Genomic DNA, 26,536 nt, shown 5'->3' on the forward strand with positions numbered 1-26,536 from the left:
TCAAACGCCCGATGGCCCGCGCCCGGTTTAGATCATCCGCCCGGGATGCGCAAAGGTAATGCGAAAGCGACAGCCAGGCTGTTCATCTTCCACCAGCGACAAATGCGCCTGGTTGGCCTCGCATAACTCGCGGGCCAGGTACAGGCCAAGACCGGTGCCGCCCTTGTCGGTGGTGAAAAAGGGCTCAAATACCGAGTGTCGGTGTTCCCGTGCAATGCCGGGGCCAAAATCCCGTACGTCCACGTAAGCCCGCTCTCCATCGGCGGTGGCGCCAACCACTAATTGTATCCTGTTTTGGCCGGTCTGCTGTTTGCTGTATCGCAAACCATTGTCACACAGATTCACCATGACCTGCTCAATCTGGCTCTTGTCAAAGCGGGCAGGCGGCACGGCATCGTCTGCCAATAGCTCAATAATGGCTTTGGAGCCGTCGTCCCGGGTCTGTTGGAAGTCCCGGGTGAATTCGGTCAGCCAATCCCTGACATCCACTTGTTCTGAATTAGCGGCCCTGCGCCGGGACAGGTCGAGCACATTCTCAATAATGCCGTTCACTCGCTTCGAGTGCCGGCGAATGATATCCAGCATCTGTTTATCGCCTTTGTCCAAATTAGGCGACTCCTCCATCAGTTGCGCTGCGTGGCTGATGGCCCCAAGGGGGTTGCGGATCTCATGGGCGGTGCCTGCGGTCAGGCGCCCCAGCGAGGCCAGCTTCATTTGCTGGGCTTGCTGGGTGACTTTGCTCATATCCTCGATGAATACCAGAATCTGGTCGCCCCGCTCCTGATCCAGTTGGGTAAAGTTGGCCTGTAGCAGGGGGGAGGTGGGCGACGCCTGAAACGGTTCGATGCGCATGTTGGGGTTTTTCAGCCAGGCTTCCAAACCTTTGCGCAACGGTTTGGGCAGTAATCGGTTTGGGTGCTCTGCGCTACTTTGGCTGGTGACCGACCCGAAAAGCAGCTCTTCCGCCGCTGCGTTAGCCAGTCGGACCTGGCCAAAACGGTCCAGTACCAGAATGCCCGTTCGCATGCGCTGGATGATCTGCTGGTTGATCTGCTCCAACTCCGCAATGCTTCGGGCCCGGCTGGTGGCAAGAGCCTCGCTGCGCATCATGCGCTTCGAGATGCCTTGCAAAACGAAGGCAGCGGCAAAATAGAGGATGCCCTGTGAGCCGGCGCGAACAATATCGTCCGCGGATTCGTTGATCACCAGCACCGCCCAGCCGGAGATGCCCAGGGAACAGATGGCTGCGAGCGCAGCGTAGAAAGTGCCCATGCGGCTGGGATTGAGGATGTTCCCAGCGGCAACGGAGACAATGACCAGATTGGCAAGGCCGTTGGTGATGCCGGTGCTGGCCAGCAACAGCCCATGCATTATCAGGATATCGATCAGAATAGACAGGGTAATGTGCCGCTGCCGTGGCTGCAGCCCGGCCAGCAGCATTAGACCAACAAAGGCGTTGATGGCGAGATAAGACACCGCGCCTGCCTGGTAATAATCCAGCCAGCGAAATTTGGAATCGGTGGTGAATGGGTCCACAAACAGCAGGCCGACCAGCATCAGGCTGATCACCAGCCGGTAATGATTGTAGATGCGGAACAGTCTCACCTGCTGATGGTGTGCTCGTGGCCCGAAAGGAGAGCGCGCGGCTGTGGCTGAAGATGCGTCGGTTACCATGGGTATGGTTATCTGCCTTTGGTCAGGAGAAATCCTTGTCTATGGAGGGTTATAATAGCCTTTTAACGGCAATAAGTTACAGGAGCCCTGATCATGACGGTAACCGGTACAACCACCGAAGACACTGCTGCGCCCCGTAAGCTACGGGTGGTGATGGCCCAGCTGGATTTTCTGGTGGGGGATATTCCTGGCAATACCGACTTGATCATTCAGGCTACCCGTGAGGCAGAGGAGCAGCATCAGGCCGATATCGTGTTGTTCCCGGAACTTTGCCTGACAGGGTACCCGCCGGAAGACCTGTTGCTTCGGCCGAGCCTGGATTTGCGAGTACAAGAAGCGCTTGAGCGTTTGAAGCAGGCGAATCTGGCCCCCGCCATGATCATTGGCGCGCCTCTCCGCGCGGCGGGCCTGCTCTACAACGCGGCAGTGGTCATCGAAGCGGGGGAAATCCGGGGCAGGTATTTCAAACGCTGCCCACCGAACTACCAGGTATTCGATGAAAAACGCTACTTTGCTGAAGGCTCCCAGAGCCTGGTCGTCGACATCAAAGGGGTTCCGGTGGGCATCACCGTGTGTGAAGACCTCTGGAAAGACGGCCCCCTGGAAGATGCCGCAGCCGCTGGCGCCCAGTTGGTCCTGAATCTGAACGCGTCTCCCTACGACATCGACAAGCAGGCCCGTCGCAAGGCATTGCTGGAGCGCAAAGCCACGGAAAATCGTGTCAGTATCGTCTACGTCAACCTGGTGGGTGGGCAGGACGAACTGGTGTTTGACGGAGGTTCGATGGTTTATGACCACTCCGGCACGTTAAAAGTAGAGATTCCCCAGTTCACCAACGGCCTGTTCCCGGTGGATTTTCTGTGTGAACACCACTGCCAGCCGGTGTCTCAGCCACTGCCTCCGGAGCCGTCACTGGAAGCGAATGTTTATAATGCGCTAGTCACCGGTGTTCGGGACTATGTTAATAAAAACGGCTTCAAGTCTGTGGTGCTTGGCTTGTCCGGCGGCATTGATTCCGCGGTGACTCTGGCAGTGGCGGCGGATGCCCTGGGCAAGGAGCGGGTGCGGGCGGTGATGATGCCATTCCGTTACACGTCCAGCGCCAGCCTGGAAGACGCGGAAGCCCAGGCGAGGGCTATGGGCGTTCAGTACGATGTGTTCTCCATTGAGCCCATGTACGACACCTTTATGGCGACCTTGGCGAAACCCTTTGAGGGCACGCGCCCGGACACCACGGAAGAAAACCTTCAGGCGCGCCTGCGCGGTGTGTTGCTGATGTCCCTGTCCAACAAGTTTGGTTCGCTGGTTTTGACCACCGGTAACAAGAGCGAGATGGCCGTGGGCTACTCCACGCTCTATGGTGACATGGCCGGCGGGTTCGATGTGCTCAAGGATGTGCCGAAAACCCTGGTGTTCCGTCTGGCCTGGTACCGAAACAGCGTGTCACCGGTGATTCCCGAGCGAGTGATTACCCGCCCGCCGTCGGCCGAGCTGGCGCCAGACCAGAAAGACGAAGACAGCCTACCCGGCTATGATATTCTTGACCAGATTCTGCATTTTTACGTAGAGCGGGATTACAGTGCCGAGGCCATTGTCGCGGAGGGATTTGCCCGTGCGGATGTCGAGCGGGTGGTGCGTCTGGTGGACATCAATGAGTATAAGCGCCGCCAGGCGCCTATCGGCGTGCGTATTACCGAGCGGGGCTTCGGGAAAGATCGTCGCTATCCGATCACCAATGGCTGGAAGCTTGGTTTCTGATTGTTTCCCTTGAAAGAAATTAAGGGCCGGTAGCGAATGCTCCCGGCCCTTTTGACATCTGGACGGTTATTCGTCGCCCATCAGGCCAAAGGTGACCACATTGGTGAGCGAACGATTCTGGCGGCGCAGGCGGTCAGACTGGAATTCGCCGTTCTCATCAAACGCCTCGCTATTGGGGAAGTTGGTGCGCAGGGTGGCAATGGCATCGCTGGCGCCTTTTTTCAGGTCCATTAACCGGAAGGTATCGGCCAGCAGAATCAGGGCCTCTTCAACGGCTGGTGAGGACGGGTAGTTCTCCACAACAAAACGGGCCCGGTTGTTTGCCGCGATGTATGCCTCACGTTTGATGTAATAGTGGGCTGCATGTAACTCCAGTTCCGCCATCCGGTTGCGCACAGCGATCATGCGTTGGCGGGCATCCAGGGCGTATTCACTGTCCGGGAAGCGGTTCAGCAGTTGGGAGAAATCCCGGAAGGCCTGCAGTTGCTCGCCAGGGTTTCGGGCGGCAACATCAATGGCGAAGTATCGCGCCGCCAGACCGATATCGAGATTATAGGAAGCAAGGCCGCGCATATAGAGAGCGTAGTCCAGATGCTCGCTCTGCGGATTCAACCGCATGAAACGATCCGCCGCTGCCCGAGATCCCTCAAGGTCAAGATTCTGGTAGCGAGCGTAGATCAGGTCCAACTGGGCCTGCTCGGCATAACGGCCGAACGGGTAGTAGGTTTCCAGGGCTTCCAGGTTCTGCTCGGCTTCATTGAAGTTGCCGGAGTTCATTGCCTTGCGGGCATTGTCGTAATAGGTCTTCTCCGGCAGCACTTCCACGTCTTTTTTGGAGGCGCAGCCGGTGGCCAGCGCTATCATTGTGGAAAGTAGCAGTAATCGGACAACTGATCTCATGCCGGAATCCCGTATAATGGTCACAACTTGAATGAATTTCGCATTGTAGCAAAAAGAGGCTGAATGTCTTCCAATAACCGGATTACCGGACATTACATAGTACCCCCGCAGCTCAGCGACAAGCGCCTGGACCAGGCCGCCGCCGAGTTGATGCCCGAGCATTCCCGCTCGCGCCTGCAGTCCTGGATCAAAAGTGGCGCCCTGACCGTTAACGGCGCCGTTCGCAAGCCCAGAGACAAGGTGATGCTGGATGACGTTCTCGACCTGGATGCCGAGCCGGAAGTGCAGGTGACCTGGGAAGCCGAGCCCATCAGCCTGGGCATCGTCTACGAAGACGAACACCTGCTGGTGATCAACAAGCCGGCGGGCCTGGTGGTACATCCTGCCGCCGGCCACGCCGATGGCACCCTGGTCAATGCGCTTTTGAATCACGCGCCGGAGGTGGAAAACCTGCCCCGGGCCGGCATTGTGCACCGCCTGGATAAGGACACTTCCGGCATCATGGTGGTGGCTCGCAGCCTGATAGCCCACACCTCCCTGGTGGACCAGCTGCAAACCCGTACCATGGGGCGGGAATACGAAGCGGTTGTGGTCGGCTCATTGACCGGCGGCGCCACCGTAGACGCACCCATCGGCCGGCACCCCCAGGACCGCAAGCGCATGGCGGTGGTTTCCTCCGGTAAACCGGCAGTTACCCATTACCGTTTGCTGGAACGTTTCGCCGCCCACACCCATATCCAGTGCAAACTCGAAAGCGGCCGAACTCACCAGATCCGCGTGCACATGACCCACGTGCGCCACCCCTTGGTGGGCGACCCGGCATACGGCGGCCGCCTGCGCCTGCCCAAAGGCACCACGGAAGAGCTTCGCCAGGCCCTGGCCGCATTCAACCGACAGGCCCTGCATGCCAGAAGGCTGACTCTGGAACATCCGGCAACCGGCGAAACCCTCAGTTGGGAAGTGCCATTGCCGGACGATATGGTCCAACTCATCGAAGCCCTGCGCAAGCACGCCCGGGAGCTGGAAAACAGTGATTTCTGACAACAACACCCTGACCCCGAGCTGGCGCGCGCCAGCTCATGTGCGAGCTCTGTGCACAACCCGAAAGGGTGGTGTAAGCCTGCCCCCCTGGGAAGCCCTGAACCTGGGCGGGCACGTCAACGACAACCCGGACCACGTAGCGGAAAACCGCAGCCGCCTGGCCGCCTTCACCGGCCTGGACGCCAACAACATCGGCTGGCTCAACCAGGTACACGGCACCGGCGTGGTAGAACTCACGCCAGATAACGTTGGGGCGATCCCCGAAGCCGATGCCAGCCACACCCGGCAACCCGGAATCGCCTGCGCCATACTCACCGCCGACTGCCTGCCCGTCATCCTGGCAGACACCGACGGCACCGTCATAGGCGCCGCCCACGCCGGCTGGCGTAGCCTTTGCGGCGGCGTACTCGAAAACCTGATCACCGCCATGGCCGTACCCCCGTCCAACCTCCAGGCCTGGCTCGGCCCCGCCATAGGCCCCGACAGCTTCGAAGTCGGCCCCGAAGTCCGTCAGGCCTTCCTCGACCACAACCCCGAAGCCGATCAGGCCTTCACCCCCTCAAAACAACGCCCCGACCACTACCTGGCCAGCATCTACCAACTCGCAAGCCAGCGTTTGAGAGCAGCCGGCGTTACGTCCATCTCTGGCGGCAGCTTGTGCACCGTCAACGACAGCGACTGGTTCTTCTCGTATCGACGAGACGGTGAAACCGGAAGAATGGCGACGTTGATCTGGATGAGGACATAACCGAGCTTTAGGCCTCCAGGCGAAAAACTCTAAAGTATCGGGCTGGGGCAGGGAGAGCTTTCCAGAACTGTCTGCAGCAGGGATGCTGCAGTCAAGCCTACAGGGAAGTATTCACGGCGTGTTCTGGAAAGCTCTCCCTGCCCCAGCCCCGACTACGTAATAGCATGCCCGTAACGAACCAAACTCCACGCGAAGACTGACCGCCGTCAAATTTCTGACGAAATAGCCCCAAGCCAACTTGAAGTCCCCCAGGTTGCCCCTACACTAATTCTCAAAGCAACACGAATACCCATCACCAACCACCAACTGGTATTCGCACAAAATTCGGGGAAACGAACACATGAGAATCGACAAACTCACCAGCAAACTGCAAAGCGCCCTGGCCGACGCCCAGTCCATTGCCGTCGGCAAAGACCACAACTTCATCGAGCCGGTTCACCTGATGCAGGCCCTGCTCGACCAGCAAGGCGGGTCCATCAAACCCCTGCTCAAACAGGTGTCTGTGGAGCCCGGCCGCGTGCGCCAGGCCATCGCCAAAGAAATTGAAAACCTGCCGGAAGTGCAGGGCAACGCCGGCGACGTCTCCATGTCCAACGACATGGGCCGGCTGTTCAACATGGCAGACAAGCTGGCCCAGAAGCGCGGCGACCAGTTCATCTCCAGCGAGCTGATCCTGCTGGCGGCCGTCGAAGACCGAGGCTCCCTCGGCCGCGTGCTGAGAGAGCAAGGTGTAGATAAGGCTGCCCTGGAAAAAGCCATTGATGCCGTGCGCGGCGGCGAAACCGTCAACGACGCCAGTGCCGAAGAAAACCGTCAGGCGTTGTCCAAATACACCATCGACCTCACCGAGCGGGCCGAAGCCGGCAAACTGGACCCGGTCATCGGCCGTGATGACGAAATTCGTCGCACCATCCAGGTACTCCAGCGCCGCCGCAAGAACAACCCGGTGCTGATTGGTGAGCCGGGTGTGGGTAAAACGGCCATCGTTGAAGGCCTGGCCCAACGCATCGTCAACGGTGAAGTGCCGGACGGCCTCAAAGATAAAAAGGTGCTGTCTCTGGACATGGGTGCCCTCATCGCCGGCGCCAAGTTCCGCGGTGAGTTCGAGGAGCGCCTGAAAGCCGTGCTCAACGAATTGTCCAAACAGGAAGGTCAGATCATCCTGTTCATCGATGAGATCCATACCATGGTCGGCGCCGGCAAAGCCGAAGGCTCCATGGACGCCGGTAACATGCTCAAGCCTGCGCTGGCACGGGGAGAGTTGCACTGCGTAGGCGCCACCACCCTGAACGAATACCGGGAAAACATCGAGAAAGACGCAGCGCTCGAGCGCCGTTTCCAGAAAGTACTGGTGACTGAGCCCAGTGAGGAAGACACCATTGCGATTCTTCGTGGCCTCAAAGAGCGCTACGAAGTTCACCACGGTGTGGAAGTGACTGATGGCGCGATCATCGCCGCCGCGAAACTGTCCCATCGTTATATCACCGATCGCCAACTGCCAGATAAGGCCATTGATCTCGTAGACGAAGCGGCGAGCCAGATTCGTATGGAAATGGATTCCAAGCCCGAGGCGTTGGATCGCCTGGAGCGGCGCCTGATTCAGCTCAAGATTGAACGCGAGGCCCTGAAGAAAGAAACCGATGCTGCTTCCAAAAAGCGGTTGGAAGAGTTGTCTTCGGTGATTGCCAATGTCGAACGCGAATACGCCGATCTGGAAGAAGTCTGGAACACCGAGAAAGCGGCGCTGCATGGCTCCCAGAAGATCAAGAGCCAGCTGGAGCAGGCCCGGATTGACCTGGAAAACGCCCGCCGCGCTGGCGATCTGGGCAAGATGTCCGAGCTTCAGTACGGCACCATTCCGGAGCTGGAGCGCCAGCTGGATATGGCCAGCCAGGCTGAAATGATGGAAATGAAGCTGTTGCGTAACCGGGTCACCGACGAGGAAATCGCCGAGATCGTCTCCAAGTGGACAGGCATCCCGGTATCGAAGATGCTGGAGGGCGAGCGGGATAAACTGATGCGCATGGAAGACGCCCTGCACGACCGGGTGATCGGCCAGCATGAAGCGGTCGAGGCGGTCTCCAATGCCGTGCGTCGGTCCCGGGCCGGGTTGTCTGATCCCAACCGGCCGAATGGCTCGTTCCTGTTCCTCGGGCCGACCGGTGTGGGCAAGACCGAGCTTTGTAAGGCTCTGGCATCGTTCCTGTTTGATACCGAAGAGGCCATGGTGCGGATCGATATGTCCGAGTTTATGGAGAAGCACTCCGTTGCTCGTCTGATCGGCGCGCCTCCCGGTTACGTGGGCTACGAAGAGGGGGGCTACCTGACCGAGGCGGTGCGCCGCCGGCCTTACTCGGTGCTGCTGCTGGATGAGGTGGAAAAGGCCCATCCTGATGTCTTCAACATCTTGTTGCAGGTGCTGGATGATGGTCGCCTGACCGACGGCCAGGGCCGTACGGTCGATTTCCGGAATACTGTGATCGTGATGACCTCCAACCTAGGTTCTCACATCATTCAGGAAAAGGCGGGCGAGGAAAACTACGACGCCATGAAGGCGGCAGTCATGGAGGAGGTTGGAACGCACTTCCGCCCTGAGTTCATCAACCGGGTGGACGAAGTGGTGGTGTTCCATCCGCTGGCGGAAAGCCAGATTCAAGGTATTGCCCGTATCCAGATCGAGAATCTGGCGCGGCGATTGAAGGATCAGGATATGAAGCTTGAGCTGGACGATGCGGTTATGCAACTGCTGGCGGAAGTGGGCTACGACCCGGTCTACGGTGCACGTCCTCTCAAACGTGCGATTCAGCGGATGATTGAAAACCCGCTGGCGCAGAAGCTACTGCAGGGCAGCTTTGTGCCCGGCGACACTATTCGTGCCGCCGTAGAGAACGACCAGGTGGTGTTCTCGAAGGCCTGACAAAGCCGGGCGTCAGCTAATAAAAAAGGCCGGGCAACCCACGTTTGGTTGCCCGGCCTTTTTGATGGTGAGAAAACTAGCGTTGGGCGGGTGCCGAGCCTTCCGGCCCGCAGTTTTCTTCCATAATCTCCCGGAACCGGCGACGTTGCTCTTCGATTTCGTCCGGCGCCAGATAGCGCATCTCGCCGTTCTCCTCAACCCGGATTCGCGCGTTGCTGTTCAGCACGTCCAGGTTGGATCGGGCGGTCGCACAATTGGCTTCCCGCTGCTTGCGGCGAGCTTCCTCAACAGCGGTCTCTTGACGGCGCTGTTCCTGGGAGCGCTGCTGCTCCTGCAGTTCTCCCAGCTGTTCCTGGGCACTTTGGCGCTGGCCAGACTGGCTTCTGCTGGTCGTGCCGGAGCGGACATTCACCTGCTCCGAGTTCGCGCCCGTTGGCTGGCGGTCGCCAAAGTGGGTTACCCCGTTTTCGTCTGTCCATTTATACACTGAAGCGCCGGCCGCAATGCCCGGTGTCATCGCCATCAGAAGTGTCAGCATCAGGATTTTTCGATTCATGTCTCTGCCCGTTTCTTGTCTACTGCCTGGGGATATCATGCCACCGAAACGATGGGTTTTCCCTTGCCTGGTTCAAATCTCTTGCGCGTTATATCCGGTCAGTATGGCAGAGTGTAGAGTAAAATGGTCGCAATTAAGCCACAGCGCCTATTGACAGTGAGTTTCCCGCTGTCAGAATTACCGATTGCCTGAAGACTGGGGTCAATACGGCAGGCAATCCCGAGCAAGTATCCCCCGTTAATCACCACACTGAGTTCGCCACGCGCTGGCGGGCGCTGGTTGTTGCTTACGTGCAACCCGTTGATTGGTCGTTCTCCGCAACCCTCAGGAGGGCGGCTGGCCAGGAGACAACCTCTTATTCATGGTGTGGAGGAGTGCCGGTTCCGCTTTCAAAAGAAGCAGGGAAACCGAAAATCCAGGCAACCGGGGCGAAACCCGGCTCATTCACTCGTAGAAGAGGGTAGAAAATCGTGGAGTTATTGTCTGGCGCCGATATGCTGATCCGCTCCCTGCAGGATGAAGGGATCGAATACATATACGGCTATCCGGGTGGTGCAGCCCTTCATATTTATGATGCGCTGTTCAGGCAGGACAAAGTCAAGCATATTCTGGTGCGGCACGAGCAGGCGGCGGTCCACATGGCCGACGGCTACGCCCGTGCAACCGGAAAACCAGGTACCGTACTGGTGACCTCGGGTCCTGGAGCCACCAACACTATTACCGGCATTGCCACCGCCTTTATGGATTCCATCCCCATGGTGGTTCTGTGCGGCCAGGTTGCATCCACCCTGATTGGTGAAGATGCTTTCCAGGAAACCGATATGATGGGGGTTTCCCGTCCGGTGGTTAAGCACAACCTCAGTGTGCGCCATCCGGAAGAGATTCCCGAAGTCATTCGCAAGGCTTACTACATTGCTGCGACTGGCCGCCCAGGCCCAGTGGTGGTGGATATCCCCAAGGATATGACCACCCCGAACGAGCGCTATGAGTACTCCTATCCCAAGAAAGTGAAACTGCGCTCCTATAACCCGGCGGTTCGTGGCCACGCAGGCCAGATCAAGAAAGCCGTGGATATGTTGATGGCCGCCAAGCGCCCGATGATTTACGCCGGTGGCGGGGTGATTCTGGGTAAGGCCTCCAGCCAGTTGACTGAGCTGACCAAGACGCTGGGATTCCCGATCACCAATACCCTGATGGGCATAGGCTGTTATCCGGCGACTGACAAACAACACCTTGGCTGGCTGGGCATGCATGGCACCTACGAAGCCAACATGGCGATGCACCACTCAGACTTGATTCTCTGCGTCGGCGCGCGTTTTGATGACCGGGTAACCAACGCCACCGAGAAATTCTGCCCTGGTGCTCGCATCATTCATATCGACATTGACCCCGCGTCTATTTCCAAAACGATTGATGCCGATGTGCCCATTGTGGGTCCGGTGGATGCGGTCCTGAAGGAAATGCTGTCACTGGTCAAAGAGTCGAAAGACAAGCCGGATGCGGATGCGCTGGCGGCCTGGTGGAAGCAGATTGAAGAGTGGCGAGCATTCCACGGTATGCGTTACGAGACCAGTCCGGACGTCATCAAGCCGCAGGAAGTGGTTGAGATGCTCTGGAAGCTCACCAATGGCGACGCCTTTGTGAGCAGCGATGTTGGCCAGCACCAGATGTTCGCGGCCCAGTACTACAAGTTTGACAAGCCCAACCGCTGGATCAACTCCGGTGGCCTTGGCACCATGGGCTTCGGCTTGCCGGCAGCCATGGGCATCAAGCTGACTCACCCGGATGACGAAGTCCTGTGCTTCACCGGTGAAGGTAGTATCCAGATGAACATTCAGGAGCTGTCTACCTGCAAGCAATACAATCTGCCTGTGAAGATCATCAACCTGAACAACCAGGCACTGGGTATGGTCAAGCAGTGGCAGGACATGAACTATGAGTCCCGGCACGCAGAATCCTACATGGAGTCATTGCCCGATTTCATCAAGCTGGCGGAAGCCTACGGTCACGTCGGTGTTCGCATTGAGCGCAAGGAAGATCTTGAGCCCAAGCTCAAGGAAGTTCTGGCGATGAAAGACAAGCTGGTGTTTGTGGACATCTACGTTGACCGCTTCGAGCATGTGTACCCGATGCAGGTGGCCCGTGGTTCCATGAAAGACATGTGGCTCAGCAAAACGGAGAGGGTGTGATCATGCGTCGAATCATTTCTGTTTTGCTTGAAAACGAACCCGGCGCCCTGTCTCGGGTAGTTGGTCTGTTCTCGCAGCGCAACTACAACATCGAGACCCTGACCGTGGCCCCGACGGAAGATGAGACGCTGTCCCGCCTGACCGTCACCACCACCGGTTCCGACAAGGTCATCGAACAGATCACCAAACAGCTGAACAAGCTGATTGAAGTGGTCAAGCTGGTCGACCTCACCGAAGGTTCGCACATTGAGCGCGAACTGATGCTGGTCAAGCTCAAGGCGACCGGCTCCCAGCGTGCGGAAATCAAGCGCACGGTGGATATCTTCCGAGGCCAGATCGTGGACGTGACCAGTTCTGTGTACACCGTGCAGTTGGCGGGTGACAGCGAAAAGCTGGATGGTTTTATCCAGGCAGTGGGTACCTCCGGAATCCTTGAAGTGGTGCGTACCGGCGTCTCAGGTATCGCTCGTGGCGAAAAGGTGCTCAGCCTCTGAGGCTGCTTTGCAAATTTGAACATCATGGCCCGGCAGGGCCATTACCTATAATAGAGGTTTCTCATGCAGGTTTATTACGATAAAGATTGTGATCTTTCCATCATCCAGGGCAAGAAAGTTGCCATTCTGGGTTTCGGTTCTCAGGGCCACGCCCACGCGTGCAACCTGAAAGACTCTGGCGTTGACGTAGTGGTTGGCCTGCGTGCCGGCTCTTCCTCCATCGCTAAAGCCGAAGCCTACGGCCTGAAGACCAGCGACGTGGCTTCGGCCGTTGCTGCCGCTGATGTGGTTATGGTTCTGACTCCGGACGAGTTCCAGGCCCAGTTGTACCGTGAGGAAATCGAGCCGAACCTGAAGCAGGGCGCTACTCTGGCCTTCGCTCACGGCTTCGCAATCCACTACAACCAGATCGTTCCCCGTAAAGATCTGGACGTGATCATGGTTGCCCCGAAGGCGCCGGGCCACACGGTGCGCACCGAGTTCACCAAGGGCGGTGGTATTCCTGATCTGATCGCCATCTTCCAGGACGCGTCCGGCAACGCCAAGAACGTTGCTCTGTCCTACGCCAGCGGCATCGGCGGCGGCCGTACCGGTATCATCGAAACCACCTTCAAAGACGAAACCGAAACCGACCTGTTCGGTGAACAGGCGGTTCTGTGTGGTGGCGCGGTTGAGCTGGTGAAAGCTGGCTTCGAAACCCTGACCGAGGCAGGCTACGCTCCGGAAATGGCCTACTTCGAGTGTCTGCACGAGCTGAAGCTGATTGTTGACCTGATGTACGAAGGCGGCATCGCCAACATGAATTACTCCATCTCCAACAACGCCGAGTACGGTGAGTACGTAACCGGCCCGGAGGTGATCAACGAGCAGTCCCGCGAAGCTATGCGCAACGCACTGAAGCGCATCCAGAGCGGCGAATACGCCAAGATGTTCATCTCTGAAGGTGCCCTGAACTATCCGTCCATGACTGCTCGTCGTCGCCAGAACGCGGCCCACGAGATCGAGACTGTGGGCGAGAAGCTTCGCTCCATGATGCCGTGGATCTCCGCGAACAAGATCGTGGACAAAGAAAAGAACTGATCCGGAATTTCCGGTACGGTTTTGAAAGCGCGGCCCTGGTGGCCGCGTTTTTCGTATATACTCCGCCCATATGCTTTCCGGAGTTTATGGAATGACTGAAGACAAAAAATCTGTTGAACATCCAGAGTCCCACGGTGCACACGAGTCAGAAGTGGCGGCCGGAGAGGTTATTGAGGAAGAAGTCGTAGGTGGTGCAAAGGTTCGTCGAAAAGGTATCTATCTACTGCCAAATGCCCTGACAACGGCATCGCTGTTTTCCGGGTTCTATGCGATTGTTTCAGCAGCCAACGGCGTTTTCGATAATGCAGCTATAGCAATATTCGTCTCCATGATTCTCGACGGCCTTGATGGCCGGGTAGCGCGGATGACCAATACCCAGAGCAAGTTTGGGGAAGAATACGATAGCCTTGCCGACATGGTGGCGTTCGGCGTTGCGCCCGGCATGGTGGCTTTTTTCTGGGCTCTGAACGGCCTCGACAAGGTTGGTTGGGCTATTACGTTCATCTACGTTGCCGGCGCGGCCCTGCGCCTCGCCCGTTTCAACACCCAGATTGGATCGGTGGACAAAAAGTACTTTGTCGGGTTGCCAAGCCCGGCTGCTGCAGCCTGTGTGGCGGGGCTGGTCTGGTGCTTCCATCAGTATGAGCCAGCCACCTGGCTGACCTTGCTGTCTATCATTGTTGTAGGCGGCGCGGGCGTGCTGATGGTCAGTAATGTGCTTTACCGAAGCTTCAAGGATATCGACATGCGGGGGCGGGTGCCATTCGCGGCCATCCTGCTGGTCGTGCTGATTCTTGTGGTGATCGCCCTTGATCCGGCCACCGTACTGTTTACAGCATTCCTGATTTATGCACTGTCTGGTCCGGTGCGGGCCTTGTTTAGGCAAAAGGCTAAAGGCAAAACGCGCCTGAAGCTATAGTGCACCCGTCCGGGGAAGTCCGGGCGGGAATTTCTCCGGGAATCTACGGTCACTTATTCAAACCGCTTCCTGTGGAGTCAGCCCATGCTTATCAAACGGCGCCCTTCCTGGTCTTTGCCCGAATCCGAAGTCACTCCCCGGTCTGTCTACCTGAACCGACGTAAATTCATGACCGGTGCCATTGCCTCTGCTGCAGCTCTCACTGCGCCCGGCCTTTTGCGGGCAGGTGACAGCCCGACAACCACACCGCTGACTTTCCGTGAAGCGCCGGAGTACTCGACCGACGAGAAGAAAACGCCCTTTGATGCAGTAGCCAAGTACAATAATTTCTATGAGTTTGGCACCGGCAAGGGCGATCCTGCCAAGTATGCCCACGAGATGTCTGTGGACCCCTGGTCTGTGGAGGTTGATGGGGAGTGTGCCCGGCCAGGTCGTTACGCCCTGGAAGATCTGCTGAAGCCCCACGACTATGAAGAGCGAATTTACCGGCTCCGCTGTGTTGAGGCCTGGTCGATGGTGATTCCCTGGGTTGGCGTGCCGTTAGCGGCAGTGTTGAACCGCCTGGAGCCGAATTCGCGAGCGAAGTATGTGTACTTCGAAACCCTGCATGACCCAAAACAGATGCGAGGGCAACGCTCCCTGTTCAGTACCATAGATTGGCCGTACAGGGAGGGGCTACGTATGGATGAGGCGATGAACGAGCTTTCTTTCCTGGCTATTGGTCTCTATGGCGAAACCCTGCCTAACCAGAATGGCGCCCCGATCCGCCTCGTGGTTCCCTGGAAGTACGGATTCAAGAGTATTAAATCGATAGTTCGGATTCGGTTTCTGGAAGAGCAGCCTAAAACGACCTGGGAATTGCTCGCGCCAAGTGAGTACGGATTCTATGCCAACGTAAACCCTGAGGTGGATCATCCGCGCTGGAGTCAGAAGAGAGAACGGCGTTTGCCCTCAGGTGTGCTCCGTCCGAACTGGATGGAAACCCGAATGTTTAATGGTTACCAAGAGCAGGTTGCCCATCTCTACAAAGGGATGGACCTGGCCAAGTTCTACTGATGTTACCTGCAGCTGAGCGAATGGTATCAAGCGTTTTGGCAAAAGTTATCGTCTTTTGCGTCGCCTTGATGCCGCTGATATGGCTGGTGTCCGATGTTGTGCTTGGCCGAATAGGGCCGGATCCTGGCCAGGAGATAACAGAGCGGCTGGGTATTGCGGCCTTCCAGCTATTGCTTGTGACGCTTCTGATAACGCCTTTGAAGAAAATGACCGGCTGGCCCGGTTGGTTGCGCCACCGGCGCATGTTGGGTTTGTTTGCCTTCTTTTACGCAGTGTTGCATGTATTTGCGTTCTTGCAGTTGATTCTCGGTTGGGGTGATTTGTGGGCGACTTTCACACGCCGGCCTTACATTGCCCTGGGTGCAGTCGCCTTCGTCCTCATGATTCCGCTCGCATTAACTTCAACAAAAGCGATGATGAGGCGGATGGGTCGTCGCTGGAAGCCGGTCCACCGCTTGATCTACCTGTCGGCCATTTTCGCCTGGCTGCATTTTTTGTGGCAGGCAAGGAGCGATGTGACCGAAATGGTGGTATACGGGCTGTTGCTTCTGGCTTTGCTGTTTATCAGGGCATACTGGCTTGGTGTTTCTTCGTTGGTTCCCTTGCGAAAGTCCAGAGTTTGATTGGAAAGTAAGCGTTTTGGTCGCGTATTGAACAGTGACATAGGTGGAAACCGAATGAGGGGAAAGTTTTTCGAAAAAGGGCGTTGACAGTTTTCGTGGCGCCTGTAGAATGCGCACCACTTCTGAGGGACAAGCCGCTGACGGCAACCTCCCAGACGATAGCAACTGTTTGAAAGTATTCGAAAATTTGATCTGAAAATTCTTCGAAATAAACGGTTGACAGGGCAGCGGAACGATGTAGAATACGCGGCCTTGATTGAGCAACAGCTCAAACGCTCTTTAAAAAGTTAACCAAGTAATTCGTGTGGGCGCTGGCCGAGGTATTTCGGATACGAAATATCAGGACAGTGACTCGTCGAAATTGAGTTTTGTCTTGAGCAAGAATTAAGAGCTTACGGGTTCTTGTATGATTTAAACTGAAGAGTTTGATCATGGCTCAGATTGAACGCTGGCGGCAGGCTTAACACATGCAAGTCGAGCGGTAACAGGGGGTGCTTGCACCCCGCTGACGAGCGGCGGACGGGTGAGTAATGCTTAGGAATCTGCCCAGTAGTGGGGGATAGCCCGGGGAAACCCGGATTAATACCGCATACGTCCTACGGGAGAAAGCAGGGGATCTTCGGACCTTGCGCTACTGGATGAGCCTAAGTCGGATTAGCTAGTTGGTGGGGTAAAGGCCTACCAAGGCGACGATCCGTAGCTGGTCTGAGAGGATGATCAGCCACATCGGGACTGAGACACGGCCCGAACTCCTACGGGAGGCAGCAGTGGGGAATATTGGACAATGGGGGCAACCCTGATCCAGCCATGCCGCGTGTGTGAAGAAGGCTTTCGGGTTGTAAAGCACTTTCAGTGAGGAGGAAGGCTCAAAGGTTAATACCCTTTGGGATTGACGTTACTCACAGAAGAAGCACCGGCTAACTCCGTGCCAGCAGCCGCGGTAATACGGAGGGTGCAAGCGTTAATCGGAATTACTGGGCGTAAAGCGCGCGTAGGTGGTTTGATAAGCGAGATGTGAAAGCCCCGGGCTTAACCTGGGAACGGCATTTCGAACTGTCTGACTAGAGTGTGGTAGAGGGTAGTGGAATTTCCTGTGTAGCGGTGAAATGCGTAGATATAGGAAGGAACACCAGTGGCGAAGGCGGCTACCTGGACCAACACTGACACTGAGGTGCGAAAGCGTGGGGAGCAAACAGGATTAGATACCCTGGTAGTCCACGCCGTAAACGATGTCAACTAGCCGTTGGGACTCTTGAAGTCTTAGTGGCGCAGCTAACGCACTAAGTTGACCGCCTGGGGAGTACGGCCGCAAGGTTAAAACTCAAATGAATTGACGGGGGCCCGCACAAGCGGTGGAGCATGTGGTTTAATTCGACGCAACGCGAAGAACCTTACCTGGCCTTGACATCCAGAGAACTTTCCAGAGATGGATTGGTGCCTTCGGGAACTCTGAGACAGGTGCTGCATGGCCGTCGTCAGCTCGTGTCGTGAGATGTTGGGTTAAGTCCCGTAACGAGCGCAACCCCTATCCCTGGTTGCTAGCAGGTAATGCTGAGAACTCCAGGGAGACTGCCGGTGACAAACCGGAGGAAGGTGGGGATGACGTCAGGTCATCATGGCCCTTACGGCCAGGGCTACACACGTGCTACAATGGCGCGTACAGAGGGCTGCCAACTCGCGAGAGTGCGCCAATCCCTTAAAACGCGTCGTAGTCCGGATCGGAGTCTGCAACTCGACTCCGTGAAGTCGGAATCGCTAGTAATCGCGAATCAGAATGTCGCGGTGAATACGTTCCCGGGCCTTGTACACACCGCCCGTCACACCATGGGAGTGGATTGCACCAGAAGTAGTTAGTCTAACCTTCGGGAGGACGATTACCACGGTGTGGTTCATGACTGGGGTGAAGTCGTAACAAGGTAGCCGTAGGGGAACCTGCGGCTGGATCACCTCCTTAAACGAAGCCGAATGCTTCGGTCAGAGTCCACACGAATTACTTGGTTGGCTAATAAAGAGAGCAAAAGGGTCTATGCAGGCCCGATGACTGTGTCACGTTAACGTGAAGCAGGCATTAGCGCTGTAGATTGTGACAGCTGACAAGGCGCAGGCTGAGAGAGCGAGGGAGCGTACATGAGTACGTGACCGAGTGAACGAAGGCTGCAACGCAGCTCAGGTGGCACAAGATGCAGTGATAATTGGGTCTGTAGCTCAGGTGGTTAGAGCGCACCCCTGATAAGGGTGAGGTCGGTGGTTCAAGTCCACCCAGACCCACCAAAATCGCTCAGCTCGTCGTTGCTTCCAGGCTCACGTGCTACTCGCACGCTACACCTGAAAGCGCCTAGATCTGAACGATTTTCCGAGTACGGCATCTGGTCGGCTTGGTGAGTGGTTTCGATGAGGGGCTGTAGCTCAGTTGGGAGAGCGCCTGCCTTGCACGCAGGAGGTCAGCGGTTCGATCCCGCTCAGCTCCACCAAAAAAGCCCAAAAGATCGATGCGTAACTAACTGACTAACTCCGGTTAGCAGTGTGCAGAAACAAGTATTTCGATTTAATGACATCGGTTGTTAAGCGAAGTCCTTCTTTCTGATCACTGGGTCAGATTTGCTCTTTAACAAATTGGACGAGATAGAACACGAATAGATTTCTCTCATTATCTCCGAGAGAAACTGTTCAAAGTGATAGCGATTTCAAGCGTTATCCGGTGTTGTCGTTGAAGTGGTTGTTCTATTGCTTCAAGTGGCTGTCTCGAAACAGGGTTCTTTATCAGGCTTGCCTGGTGAAGGATGTTGAATCGTGATCAGTTGTCTTGGGGTTATATAGTCAAGCAACTAAGCGCATACGGTGGATGCCTTGGCAGTCAGAGGCGATGAAAGACGTGGAAGCCTGCGATAAGGTTCGGGGAGCTGGCAAACGAGCTGTGATCCGGACATCTCTGAATGGGGAAACCCACCTAGTTTCGGCTAGGTATCTTACACTGAATCCATAGGTGTAAGAGGCGAACCGGGGGAACTGAAACATCTAAGTACCCCGAGGAAAAGAAATCAACCGAGATTCCCTAAGTAGCGGCGAGCGAACGGGGACCAGCCCTTAAGCTGGACAACTGGTAGGAGAAGGCTCTGGAAAGTGCCGCCATAGTGGGTGATAGCCCCGTATCCGAAACCTGAGTCCAGTGAAATCGAGTAGGTCGGCGCACGAGAAACGTTGACTGAACATGGGGGGACCATCCTCCAAGGCTAAATACTCCTGACTGACCGATAGTGAACCAGTACCGTGAGGGAAAGGCGAAAAGAACCCCTGTGAGGGGAGTGAAATAGACCCTGAAACCGTATGCGTACAAGCAGTCGGAGCAGACTTGTTCTGTGACGGCGTACCTTTTGTATAATGGGTCAGCGACTTATGTTCAGTGGCGAGGTTAACCGTTTAGGGGAGCCGTAGGGAAACCGAGTCTGAATAGGGCGAATTAGTCGCTGGGCATAGACCCGAAACCGGGCGATCTATCCATGAGCAGGTTGAAGGTGCCGTAACAGGCACTGGAGGACCGAACCCACTGTCGTTGAAAAGCCAGGGGATGACTTGTGGATCGGAGTGAAAGGCTAATCAAGCCCGGAGATAGCTGGTTCTCCCCGAAAGCTATTTAGGTAGCGCCTCGGACGAATACCACAGGGGGTAGAGCACTGTTTCGGCTAGGGGGTCATCTCGACTTACCAACCCGATGCAAACTCCGAATACCTGTGAGTACTATCCGGGAGACACACGGCGGGTGCTAACGTCCGTCGTGAAGAGGGAAACAACCCAGACCGCCAGCTAAGGTCCCAAAGTACCAGTTAAGTGGGAAACGATGTGGGAAGGCTCAGACAGCTAGGAGGTTGGCTTAGAAGCAGCCATCCTTTAAAGAAAGCGTAATAGCTCACTAGTCGAGTCGGCCTGCGCGGAAGATGTAACGGGGCTCAAACTGGTCACCGAAGCTGCGGCTGCATACATTGTATGCGGGGTAGGGGAGCGTTCTGTAAGCCTGCGAAGGTGTGTTGAGAAGCATGCTGGAGGTATCAGAAGTGCGAATGCTGACATGAGTAACGACAATGCGGGTGAAAAACCCGCACGCCGGAAGACCAAGGGTTCCTGCGCAACGCTAATCGGCGCAGGGTGAGTCGGCCCCTAAGGCGAGACCGAAAGGTGTAGTCGATGGGAAACGGGTTAATATTCCCGTACCTTGGATAGCTGCGATGGAGAGACGGAGAAGGCTAGGTGAGCCGGGCGACGGTTGTCCCGGTTTAAGCGAGTAGGGAGTGGACTTAGGCAAATCCGGGTCCACAATCCTGAGACGCGACGACGAGTGCCCACGGGCGCGAAGTCATTGATGCCCTGCTTCCAGGAAAATCTTCTAAGCTTCAGGCTATTCGAGACCGTACCCCAAACCGACACAGGTGGTCAGGTAGAGAATACCAAGGCGCTTGAGAGAACTCGGGTAAAGGAACTAGGCAAAATGGTGCCGTAACTTCGGGAGAAGGCACGCCGGTGTGTACGTGAAGCCCCTGCGGGTGGAGCGGAAGCCGGTCGAAGATACCAGGCCCCTGCGACTGTTTATTAAAAACACAGCACTCTGCAAACACGTAAGTGGACGTATAGGGTGTGACGCCTGCCCGGTGCCGGAAGGTTAATTGATGGGGTTAGCACTCGTGCGAAGCTCTTGATCGAAGCCCCGGTAAACGGCGGCCGTAACTATAACGGTCCTAAGGTAGCGAAATTCCTTGTCGGGTAAGTTCCGACCTGCACGAATGGCGTAACGATGGGGGCGCTGTCTCTACCCGAGACTCAGTGAAATTGAAATCGCCGTGAAGATGCGGTGTATCCGCGGCTAGACGGAAAGACCCCGTGAACCTTTACTATAGCTTCACAGTGAACTTTGAGCATGCTTGTGTAGGATAGCTGGGAGGCTTTGAACCCGGGACGCCAGTTCCGGTGGAGCCAACCTTGAAATACCAGCCTGGCATGTTTGAGGTTCTAACTCTGGCCCCTTATCGGGGTTGAGGACACTGTGTGGTGGGTAGTTTGACTGGGGCGGTCTCCTCCCAAAGCGTAACGGAGGAGCACAAAGGTGGGCTAAGCACGGTCGGACATCGTGCGGTTAGTGTAATGGCACAAGCCCGCTTGACTGCGAGACAGACACGTCGAGCAGGTACGAAAGTAGGTCATAGTGATCCGGTGGTTCTGTATGGAAGGGCCATCGCTCAACGGATAAAAGGTACTCCGGGGATAACAGGCTGATACCGCCCAAGAGTTCACATCGACGGCGGTGTTTGGCACCTCGATGTCGGCTCATCACATCCTGGGGCTGAAGCCGGTCCCAAGGGTATGGCTGTTCGCCATTTAAAGTGGTACGCGAGCTGGGTTTAGAACGTCGTGAGACAGTTCGGTCCCTATCTGCCGTGGACGTTGGAGATTTGAGGAAAGCTGCTCCTAGTACGAGAGGACCGGAGTGGACGAACCTCTGGTGTTCGGGTTGTGTCGCCAGACGCATTGCCCGGTAGCTATGTTCGGACAGGATAACCGCTGAAAGCATCTAAGCGGGAAGCCCCTTCCAAGATGAGATCTCCCTGAGGCCTTGAGCCTCCTGAAGAGCCGTTCAAGACCAGGACGTTGATAGGCTGGGTGTGTAAGCGCTGTGAGGCGTTGAGCTAACCAGTACTAATTGCTCGTGCGGCTTGACTATATAACACCCAAGACAATTGCGGATAACGCAGAGCAACGCGAAAGCCACGCTCAAACGAAATCAACATCACGTTCCATCTCGTCCTTCCCAGTGATCATCCGTTTTGCCTGACGACCATAGCGGTCTGGAACCACCTGATCCCATCCCGAACTCAGAAGTGAAACAGACCAGCGCCGATGGTAGTGTGGTTCGCCCATGTGAGAGTAGGTCATCGTCAGGCTCCTAATGCCAAAGCCCCAGCATCCTTGATGCTGGGGCTTTTTTATTTGTGCCTCGGGAGAAGTGATATACTCCCTACCATTATCCGAACCAAGTTTTGATGGGAGCCTTCCAATGGCCGCAACTGATCACCTGGTCATTTTTGACACTACTCTCCGTGATGGCGAACAGAGCCCTGGCGCCACCATGAACAAGAACGAGAAGCTGCGTATTGCCAAGGTGCTCGAGAAATTGCGCGTGGATGTGATAGAGGCCGGCTTTGCAATTGCCAGTCAGGGCGACTTCGAAGCGGTCAAGGCCATCGCAGAAACCATCAAGGATTCCACGATATGTAGTCTTGCTCGTGCCCTGGACAAAGATATTGATCGTGCGGCGGAGGCCATCCGCCCAGCGGACAGCGGCCGTATCCATACCTTTATTGCCACCTCACCGATCCATATGAAGCATAAGCTGCAGATGGAGCCGGATCAGGTAGTGGAGCAGGCGGTTCGGGCGGTAAAGCGTGCTCGTAGCCATACCGACGACGTGGAGTTTTCCTGTGAAGACGCCGGTCGTTCCGAGCTGGATTTCCTATGCCGAATTATCGAAGCGGCGATTGATGCCGGCGCCCGAACCATTAATATTCCAGACACTGTCGGTTATGCAATCCCCGAGCAGTTCGCTGAAACAATTCGACAGCTATTGAACCGTATCCCCAACGCTGACAAAGCCATTTTTTCCGTCCATTGTCATAATGATCTGGGGCTGGCTGTGGCTAACTCTCTTGCTGCGGTTACCAGTGGTGCCCGCCAGGTGGAGTGCACCATTAACGGTCTGGGTGAGCGTGCCGGTAATGCTTCTCTGGAAGAAATCGTGATGGCGGTGCGTACCCGTCAGGATCTCTTCAATATTGATACACGAATCGATACCCAGCACATCGTGCCGGCGTCCCGGCTTGTGTCGACCATTACCGGTTTTCCGGTACAGCCGAACAAGGCCATTGTGGGTGCCAATGCCTTTGCCCATGAGTCCGGCATCCATCAGGATGGCGTACTCAAACACCGGGAAACCTATGAGATTATGCGCGCGCAAGACGTGGGCTGGCATACCAATAGCCTGGTTCTGGGTAAGCATTCCGGTCGTAACGCCTTCCGTACCCGGTTACTGGAACTGGGCATTCAGTTCGATACCGAGTCCGAGCTGAATGAAGCGTTTACCCGTTTCAAGGCCCTGGCTGATCTGAAGCACGAGATTTTTGATGAAGATCTCCAGGCCATAGCCAGCGACACGCGTCAGAAAGACGAGGAGGGGCGTTATGGTCTCGTCTGCATGCAGGTCTGCTCGGAAACCGGTGTTGTACCCAAGGCTCATCTGACCCTGACCATGGATGGCAAGGAACACACGGTTGAGGCCGAGGGTAGTGGTCCGGTGGATGCAACATTCAAGGCGATTGAGTCGCTGGTTGATTCAGGCTGTAATCTCCAGCTGTATTCCGTGAATAATATAACCAGTGGCACCGATGCCCAGGGCGAAGTGACCGTGCGCCTTGAGCGTGGCGGGCGTATTGTCAATGGCGTTGGCTCTGATACTGATATCATCATCGCATCAGCAAAGGCCTATATCGAGGCGTTGAACCTGATTGCCAGAGGTGGTATTCGTCAGCACCCTCAGGTGGCCGATGTCTGATAGTGACGTTATGTGGCACTTGTCCCCGGTCAGAGGCATGACGTGATCCGAACAGAAGCGGAAAGGCAGTTCTATCTCGGGGCCGCAGGCATTCATCTGTGGTATGCCCGCGCACCGCTGCCTGGCGCGGCGCCAAGCCCGGAGTATGATTTCGGCGTTGCCGAAGTCGAGCCAGCCCCGGTCGTTGTTGATGCGCCGGCAACCAAGCGTGCCGTGCCCACTCGCCCTGCCGTTGATCCCGGCAATAAAGACCGTCTGGCGCAACTCAAGAATCTGATGGAGACCGGCGCTGGTAAACCAGATAAAGCAGCGCCGCTGGCCGAGGCTGAGTCGCAAGTTGTGGATTCCGTCGAGCCAGACTCGGCAGCAGACCTGTTGGGTGAAAATCAGCCCAATGTCAGCCCACGGGTTGCTTCGATCAAAGATATCGCTCGGCTGTGTCTGCAGTTCTGGGTGGGAGATAGAGTTCTTTTGCTTGCCAATCTCTCCGAGGAAGCCAGTTTCAGCATGCAGGACGCACTGGCTCGCAACATTCTTCGCAGTCTCGGTGAGCAGACCCTGGACATGTCAGACGTCATTCGCTGGCCACTGTTCAATAATCTGAGGGTGTCGCTCAACAGTGATGCAGATCTGACGGGCTTACTGCGGCAAGCGCTGGTCCCTGCCACTGGCAAGTCTGTCATAGCGCTTGGTCTGGGAGCCGGGGCCGGTGCGGTGCCCAATATCCTTTCCGACGTTATGGGTCGCGGCCCGGAAGTGGTGTTTGACGCCTCCCTTGCTGGCCTGGCAAGTAACCCGGTATTGAAACGAGAGTTATGGCAAAAGATTCGCTCCCTGGGCGCGAAGGATTAATGTCAACACAAATCCTTCGCCAGGTTCAGAATCAGGACCTGACGGTTCGCAGCCTCGTGGAATCCGATCTCCCCCGAGTGATGGAACTGGAGCGCCTGGGGTATTCTCACCCCTGGCCGGTGTCTGTATTCCAGGACTGTTTTAAGCCGCAATATCGACTGTGGGCGCTGATGCAAGGCGATGAGTTGGTCGGTTATGCCGTAGTCAACTATATGGTTGATGAGGCTCACCTGCTGAATGTCTGCGTGCATCCTGCCCTGCGGGGTCACGGAGCTGGCCGTTACTTGTTGCGCTACGCCGTGGCTGAATCTATCCGGGACGGAATGGTACAGATGATTCTGGAAGTCCGGCAAAGCAACGAAGCGGCGGCTGCGTTGTATGCCAGCGAGGGATTTGAGGAAATCGGCCGCAGGCCCGGCTACTACCCGGATGCCACTGGACGAGAAGATGCCCGCGTAATGGTCTATCGGTTCACCTGACCCCACGCTACCCCGTATAATAGACCGCTTTTCACCCAACCCAATCAGGTTTCCGTTGTTTATGTCTAACCTATCCCAGGAAGTGGCCAAGCGCCGCACCTTTGCGATTATCTCGCACCCGGATGCCGGTAAAACCACCATTACCGAGAAAGTGCTGCTCTTCGGTCAGGCGCTTCAGAAAGCCGGAACGGTCAAGGGCAAGAAGTCCGGCCAGCACGCAAAGTCCGACTGGATGGAGATGGAAAAGGAGCGGGGTATCTCGGTCACCACCTCAGTGATGCAGTTTCCTTATGGTGGCAAGCTGGTCAACCTGTTGGATACCCCAGGTCACGAAGACTTCTCTGAGGATACCTATCGGACCCTGACGGCGGTTGATTCGTGCCTGATGGTTATCGACAGCGCCAAGGGCGTTGAGGAACGCACCATCAAGCTGATGGAAGTGACCCGCCTGCGTGATACGCCAATCATCACCTTCATGAACAAACTGGATCGCGACACCCGGGACCCGATCGAGTTAATGGATGAAGTGGAAGATGTTCTAAAAATTGCCTGCGCCCCCATCACCTGGCCGATTGGCATGGGCAAGAGTTTCAAGGGTGTCTACCACTTGTATCGGGATGAAGTGATCCTCTATCAGACTGGCCAGGGCCACACCATTCAGGAAAAGCGGGTTGTCAAAGGCCTGAATAACCCCGAGCTCGATGAAGCGATTGACGGCTATGCCGCTGACCTGCGTGACGAAATTGAATTGGTTAAGGGTGCGTCTCATGAGTTTGATCATGAGGCATTCCTTGCCGGGCAACTAACCCCGGTGTTCTTTGGTACAGCACTCGGTAATTTCGGTGTGGACCATATGCTGGACGGCCTGGTTGACTGGGCGCCTGCGCCCCAGGGGCGCGAAACGGATGTGCGCAAGGTCGAGCCGGCGGAGGATGCTTTTTCCGGTTTTGTATTCAAGATCCAGGCAAACATGGACCCACAGCATCGTGACCGGGTCGCGTTCCTGCGTATCGTGTCAGGTCGCTATAATCAGGGTATGAAGGCGCGCCATGTGCGGATTGGTAAAGAAGTGAGGTTCTCCGACGCTCTGACGTTCATGGCGGGTGACCGTGAACATGCCGAGGAGGCATACGCTGGCGATATTATCGGTTTGCACAACCACGGTACGATCCAGTTGGGCGATACCTTTACCGCCGGCGATGACATGAAGTTCACCGGCATTCCGAACTTCGCGCCGGAGCTGTTCCGCCGTATCCGCCTGAAGGATCCGCTCAAGGCGAAGCAATTACAGAAAGGCCTGATCCAGCTCTCTGAGGAGGGTGCTGTTCAGGTGTTTCGGCCGGTGAAGAACAACGATCTGATTGTTGGTGCAGTAGGCGTCTTGCAGTTCGATGTGGTGGTTAGTCGCCTCAAGAGTGAATACAAGGTTGAGGCCGTTTACGAGCCGATCAATGTTGCCACTGCACGCTGGGTGAGCTGCAGTGATGAGCGCAAACTCGATGAGTTCCAGCGCAAGAATCAGGAGAACCTGGCCCTCGATGGCAGTGACCGGCTGGCCTACATTGCACCGACCATGGTCAACCTGAATCTGGCTCAGGAACGTTATCCGGATATCCAGTTCCATAAAACCCGGGAACACTGATCGGCCACCGGAGGACT

General features: G+C 56.3%; 17 protein-coding genes, 2 tRNA genes and 3 rRNA genes. 19 read left to right on the forward strand and 3 right to left on the reverse strand.

Annotated elements, in window-relative coordinates:
• Positions 1-27: 27 nt before the first annotated feature.
• Positions 28-1,674, reverse strand: a complete 1,647-nt coding sequence (locus ASQ50_RS15415; RefSeq protein WP_058091307.1) for a sensor histidine kinase — start codon at positions 1,672-1,674, stop codon at positions 28-30.
• 93 nt (positions 1,675-1,767) lie between these two features.
• On the opposite strand from ASQ50_RS15415, the gene ASQ50_RS15420 reads away from it, so the two are divergent.
• Positions 1,768-3,432: an NAD+ synthase gene (locus ASQ50_RS15420; RefSeq protein WP_058091308.1), complete on the forward strand. Its 1,665-nt coding sequence runs from the start codon at positions 1,768-1,770 to the stop codon at positions 3,430-3,432.
• Positions 3,433-3,498: 66 nt separating this feature from the next.
• On the opposite strand, the gene ASQ50_RS15425 is transcribed toward ASQ50_RS15420, so the two are convergent.
• Entirely contained in the window at positions 3,499-4,332 is an 834-nt protein-coding gene (locus ASQ50_RS15425) for an outer membrane protein assembly factor BamD (RefSeq protein ID WP_058091309.1), read from the reverse strand.
• Positions 4,333-4,395: 63 nt separating this feature from the next.
• Between ASQ50_RS15425 and rluD the strand changes: the two genes are divergently transcribed.
• The 3 genes from rluD (at position 4,396) to clpB (ending at position 9,038) form a co-directional block, all read left to right on the forward strand.
• A complete protein-coding gene (rluD, locus tag ASQ50_RS15430; RefSeq protein ID WP_058091310.1) occupies positions 4,396-5,373 on the forward strand; it encodes a 23S rRNA pseudouridine(1911/1915/1917) synthase RluD in 978 nt (325 codons plus the stop codon).
• Positions 5,363-6,121, forward strand: coding sequence for a peptidoglycan editing factor PgeF (gene pgeF / locus ASQ50_RS15435; protein ID WP_058091311.1), 759 nt, complete (start codon positions 5,363-5,365; stop codon positions 6,119-6,121). The genes rluD and pgeF overlap by 11 nt, the downstream gene beginning before the upstream one ends.
• 340 nt (positions 6,122-6,461) lie before the next feature.
• Positions 6,462-9,038 (forward strand): ATP-dependent chaperone ClpB, encoded by a 2,577-nt coding sequence (clpB, locus tag ASQ50_RS15440; RefSeq protein ID WP_058091312.1) that lies wholly within the window; start codon positions 6,462-6,464, stop codon positions 9,036-9,038.
• A gap of 76 nt (positions 9,039-9,114) precedes the next feature.
• Here clpB and ASQ50_RS15445 read toward each other — a convergent pair whose 3' ends face one another.
• On the reverse strand, positions 9,115-9,594 hold the full coding sequence (locus tag ASQ50_RS15445) for a DUF4124 domain-containing protein (RefSeq protein ID WP_058091313.1): 480 nt from the start codon (positions 9,592-9,594) through the stop codon (positions 9,115-9,117).
• Between the two features lie 470 nt (positions 9,595-10,064).
• Here ASQ50_RS15445 and ASQ50_RS15450 point away from each other — a divergent pair, with 470 nt between their 5' ends.
• The 15 genes from ASQ50_RS15450 to prfC all read left to right on the forward strand — a co-directional run bounded on the left by ASQ50_RS15450 (position 10,065) and on the right by prfC (position 26,519).
• A complete protein-coding gene (locus tag ASQ50_RS15450) occupies positions 10,065-11,783 on the forward strand; it encodes an acetolactate synthase 3 large subunit (RefSeq protein ID WP_058091314.1) in 1,719 nt (572 codons plus the stop codon).
• 2 nt (positions 11,784-11,785) lie between these two features.
• Positions 11,786-12,277, forward strand: a complete 492-nt coding sequence (gene ilvN, locus ASQ50_RS15455) for an acetolactate synthase small subunit (protein ID WP_058091315.1) — start codon at positions 11,786-11,788, stop codon at positions 12,275-12,277.
• Between the two features lie 63 nt (positions 12,278-12,340).
• Entirely contained in the window at positions 12,341-13,357 is a 1,017-nt protein-coding gene (ilvC, locus tag ASQ50_RS15460; protein ID WP_058091316.1) for a ketol-acid reductoisomerase, read from the forward strand.
• Positions 13,358-13,448: 91 nt separating this feature from the next.
• On the forward strand, positions 13,449-14,276 hold the full coding sequence (pssA, locus tag ASQ50_RS15465; protein ID WP_058091317.1) for a CDP-diacylglycerol--serine O-phosphatidyltransferase: 828 nt from the start codon (positions 13,449-13,451) through the stop codon (positions 14,274-14,276).
• Between the two features lie 84 nt (positions 14,277-14,360).
• Positions 14,361-15,332, forward strand: coding sequence for a protein-methionine-sulfoxide reductase catalytic subunit MsrP (gene msrP / locus ASQ50_RS15470; protein WP_058091318.1), 972 nt, complete (start codon positions 14,361-14,363; stop codon positions 15,330-15,332).
• The gene (locus tag ASQ50_RS15475; protein ID WP_058091319.1) at positions 15,332-15,955 is read left to right on the forward strand and encodes a sulfite oxidase heme-binding subunit YedZ; all 624 of its coding nucleotides are present in this window, start codon (positions 15,332-15,334) and stop codon (positions 15,953-15,955) included. Before msrP ends, ASQ50_RS15475 begins: the two co-directional genes overlap by 1 nt.
• 413 nt (positions 15,956-16,368) lie before the next feature.
• Positions 16,369-17,909: ribosomal RNA gene (locus ASQ50_RS15480) — 16S ribosomal RNA — on the forward strand.
• 240 nt (positions 17,910-18,149) lie between these two features.
• Positions 18,150-18,226: transfer RNA gene (locus tag ASQ50_RS15485), tRNA-Ile, on the forward strand.
• A 124-nt stretch (positions 18,227-18,350) separates the two neighbouring features.
• Positions 18,351-18,426 (forward strand) — tRNA-Ala (locus ASQ50_RS15490).
• Positions 18,427-18,770: 344 nt separating this feature from the next.
• Positions 18,771-21,662 (forward strand): 23S ribosomal RNA (locus tag ASQ50_RS15495).
• A gap of 106 nt (positions 21,663-21,768) precedes the next feature.
• Positions 21,769-21,882, forward strand: a 5S ribosomal RNA gene (gene rrf / locus ASQ50_RS15500).
• Together the 16S, 23S and 5S rRNA genes with 2 tRNA genes alongside form the textbook arrangement of a ribosomal RNA operon.
• 113 nt (positions 21,883-21,995) lie before the next feature.
• Positions 21,996-23,546 (forward strand): 2-isopropylmalate synthase, encoded by a 1,551-nt coding sequence (locus ASQ50_RS15505; protein ID WP_058092405.1) that lies wholly within the window; start codon positions 21,996-21,998, stop codon positions 23,544-23,546.
• Between the two features lie 42 nt (positions 23,547-23,588).
• Positions 23,589-24,398 (forward strand): hypothetical protein, encoded by an 810-nt coding sequence (locus tag ASQ50_RS15510; RefSeq protein WP_058092406.1) that lies wholly within the window; start codon positions 23,589-23,591, stop codon positions 24,396-24,398.
• The gene (gene rimI, locus ASQ50_RS15515) at positions 24,398-24,877 is read left to right on the forward strand and encodes a ribosomal protein S18-alanine N-acetyltransferase (RefSeq protein WP_058092407.1); all 480 of its coding nucleotides are present in this window, start codon (positions 24,398-24,400) and stop codon (positions 24,875-24,877) included. Before ASQ50_RS15510 ends, rimI begins: the two co-directional genes overlap by 1 nt.
• Before the next feature lie 61 nt (positions 24,878-24,938).
• Entirely contained in the window at positions 24,939-26,519 is a 1,581-nt protein-coding gene (gene prfC / locus ASQ50_RS15520; RefSeq protein WP_058092408.1) for a peptide chain release factor 3, read from the forward strand.
• Positions 26,520-26,536 lie beyond the last annotated feature (17 nt).

Origin of the sequence: Marinobacter sp. LQ44, from assembly GCF_001447155.2 — a bacterium.
GTDB lineage: Bacteria > Pseudomonadota > Gammaproteobacteria > Pseudomonadales > Oleiphilaceae > Marinobacter.

Excerpts from the sequence above, each read along its gene's own strand:
- ASQ50_RS15415 (WP_058091307.1), bottom strand. The coding sequence starts at position 1,674 with ATGGTAACCGACGCATCTTCAGCCACAGCCGCGCGCTCTCCTTTCGGG.
- ASQ50_RS15420 (WP_058091308.1), top strand. The coding sequence starts at position 1,768 with ATGACGGTAACCGGTACAACCACCGAAGACACTGCTGCGCCCCGTAAG.
- ASQ50_RS15425 (WP_058091309.1), bottom strand. The coding sequence starts at position 4,332 with ATGAGATCAGTTGTCCGATTACTGCTACTTTCCACAATGATAGCGCTG.
- rluD (WP_058091310.1), top strand. The coding sequence starts at position 4,396 with ATGTCTTCCAATAACCGGATTACCGGACATTACATAGTACCCCCGCAG.
- clpB (WP_058091312.1), top strand. The coding sequence starts at position 6,462 with ATGAGAATCGACAAACTCACCAGCAAACTGCAAAGCGCCCTGGCCGAC.
- ASQ50_RS15445 (WP_058091313.1), bottom strand. The coding sequence starts at position 9,594 with ATGAATCGAAAAATCCTGATGCTGACACTTCTGATGGCGATGACACCG.
- ilvN (WP_058091315.1), top strand. The coding sequence starts at position 11,786 with ATGCGTCGAATCATTTCTGTTTTGCTTGAAAACGAACCCGGCGCCCTG.
- ilvC (WP_058091316.1), top strand. The coding sequence starts at position 12,341 with ATGCAGGTTTATTACGATAAAGATTGTGATCTTTCCATCATCCAGGGC.
- pssA (WP_058091317.1), top strand. The coding sequence starts at position 13,449 with ATGACTGAAGACAAAAAATCTGTTGAACATCCAGAGTCCCACGGTGCA.
- msrP (WP_058091318.1), top strand. The coding sequence starts at position 14,361 with ATGCTTATCAAACGGCGCCCTTCCTGGTCTTTGCCCGAATCCGAAGTC.
- ASQ50_RS15475 (WP_058091319.1), top strand. The coding sequence starts at position 15,332 with ATGTTACCTGCAGCTGAGCGAATGGTATCAAGCGTTTTGGCAAAAGTT.
- ASQ50_RS15505 (WP_058092405.1), top strand. The coding sequence starts at position 21,996 with ATGGCCGCAACTGATCACCTGGTCATTTTTGACACTACTCTCCGTGAT.
- rimI (WP_058092407.1), top strand. The coding sequence starts at position 24,398 with ATGTCAACACAAATCCTTCGCCAGGTTCAGAATCAGGACCTGACGGTT.
- prfC (WP_058092408.1), top strand. The coding sequence starts at position 24,939 with ATGTCTAACCTATCCCAGGAAGTGGCCAAGCGCCGCACCTTTGCGATT.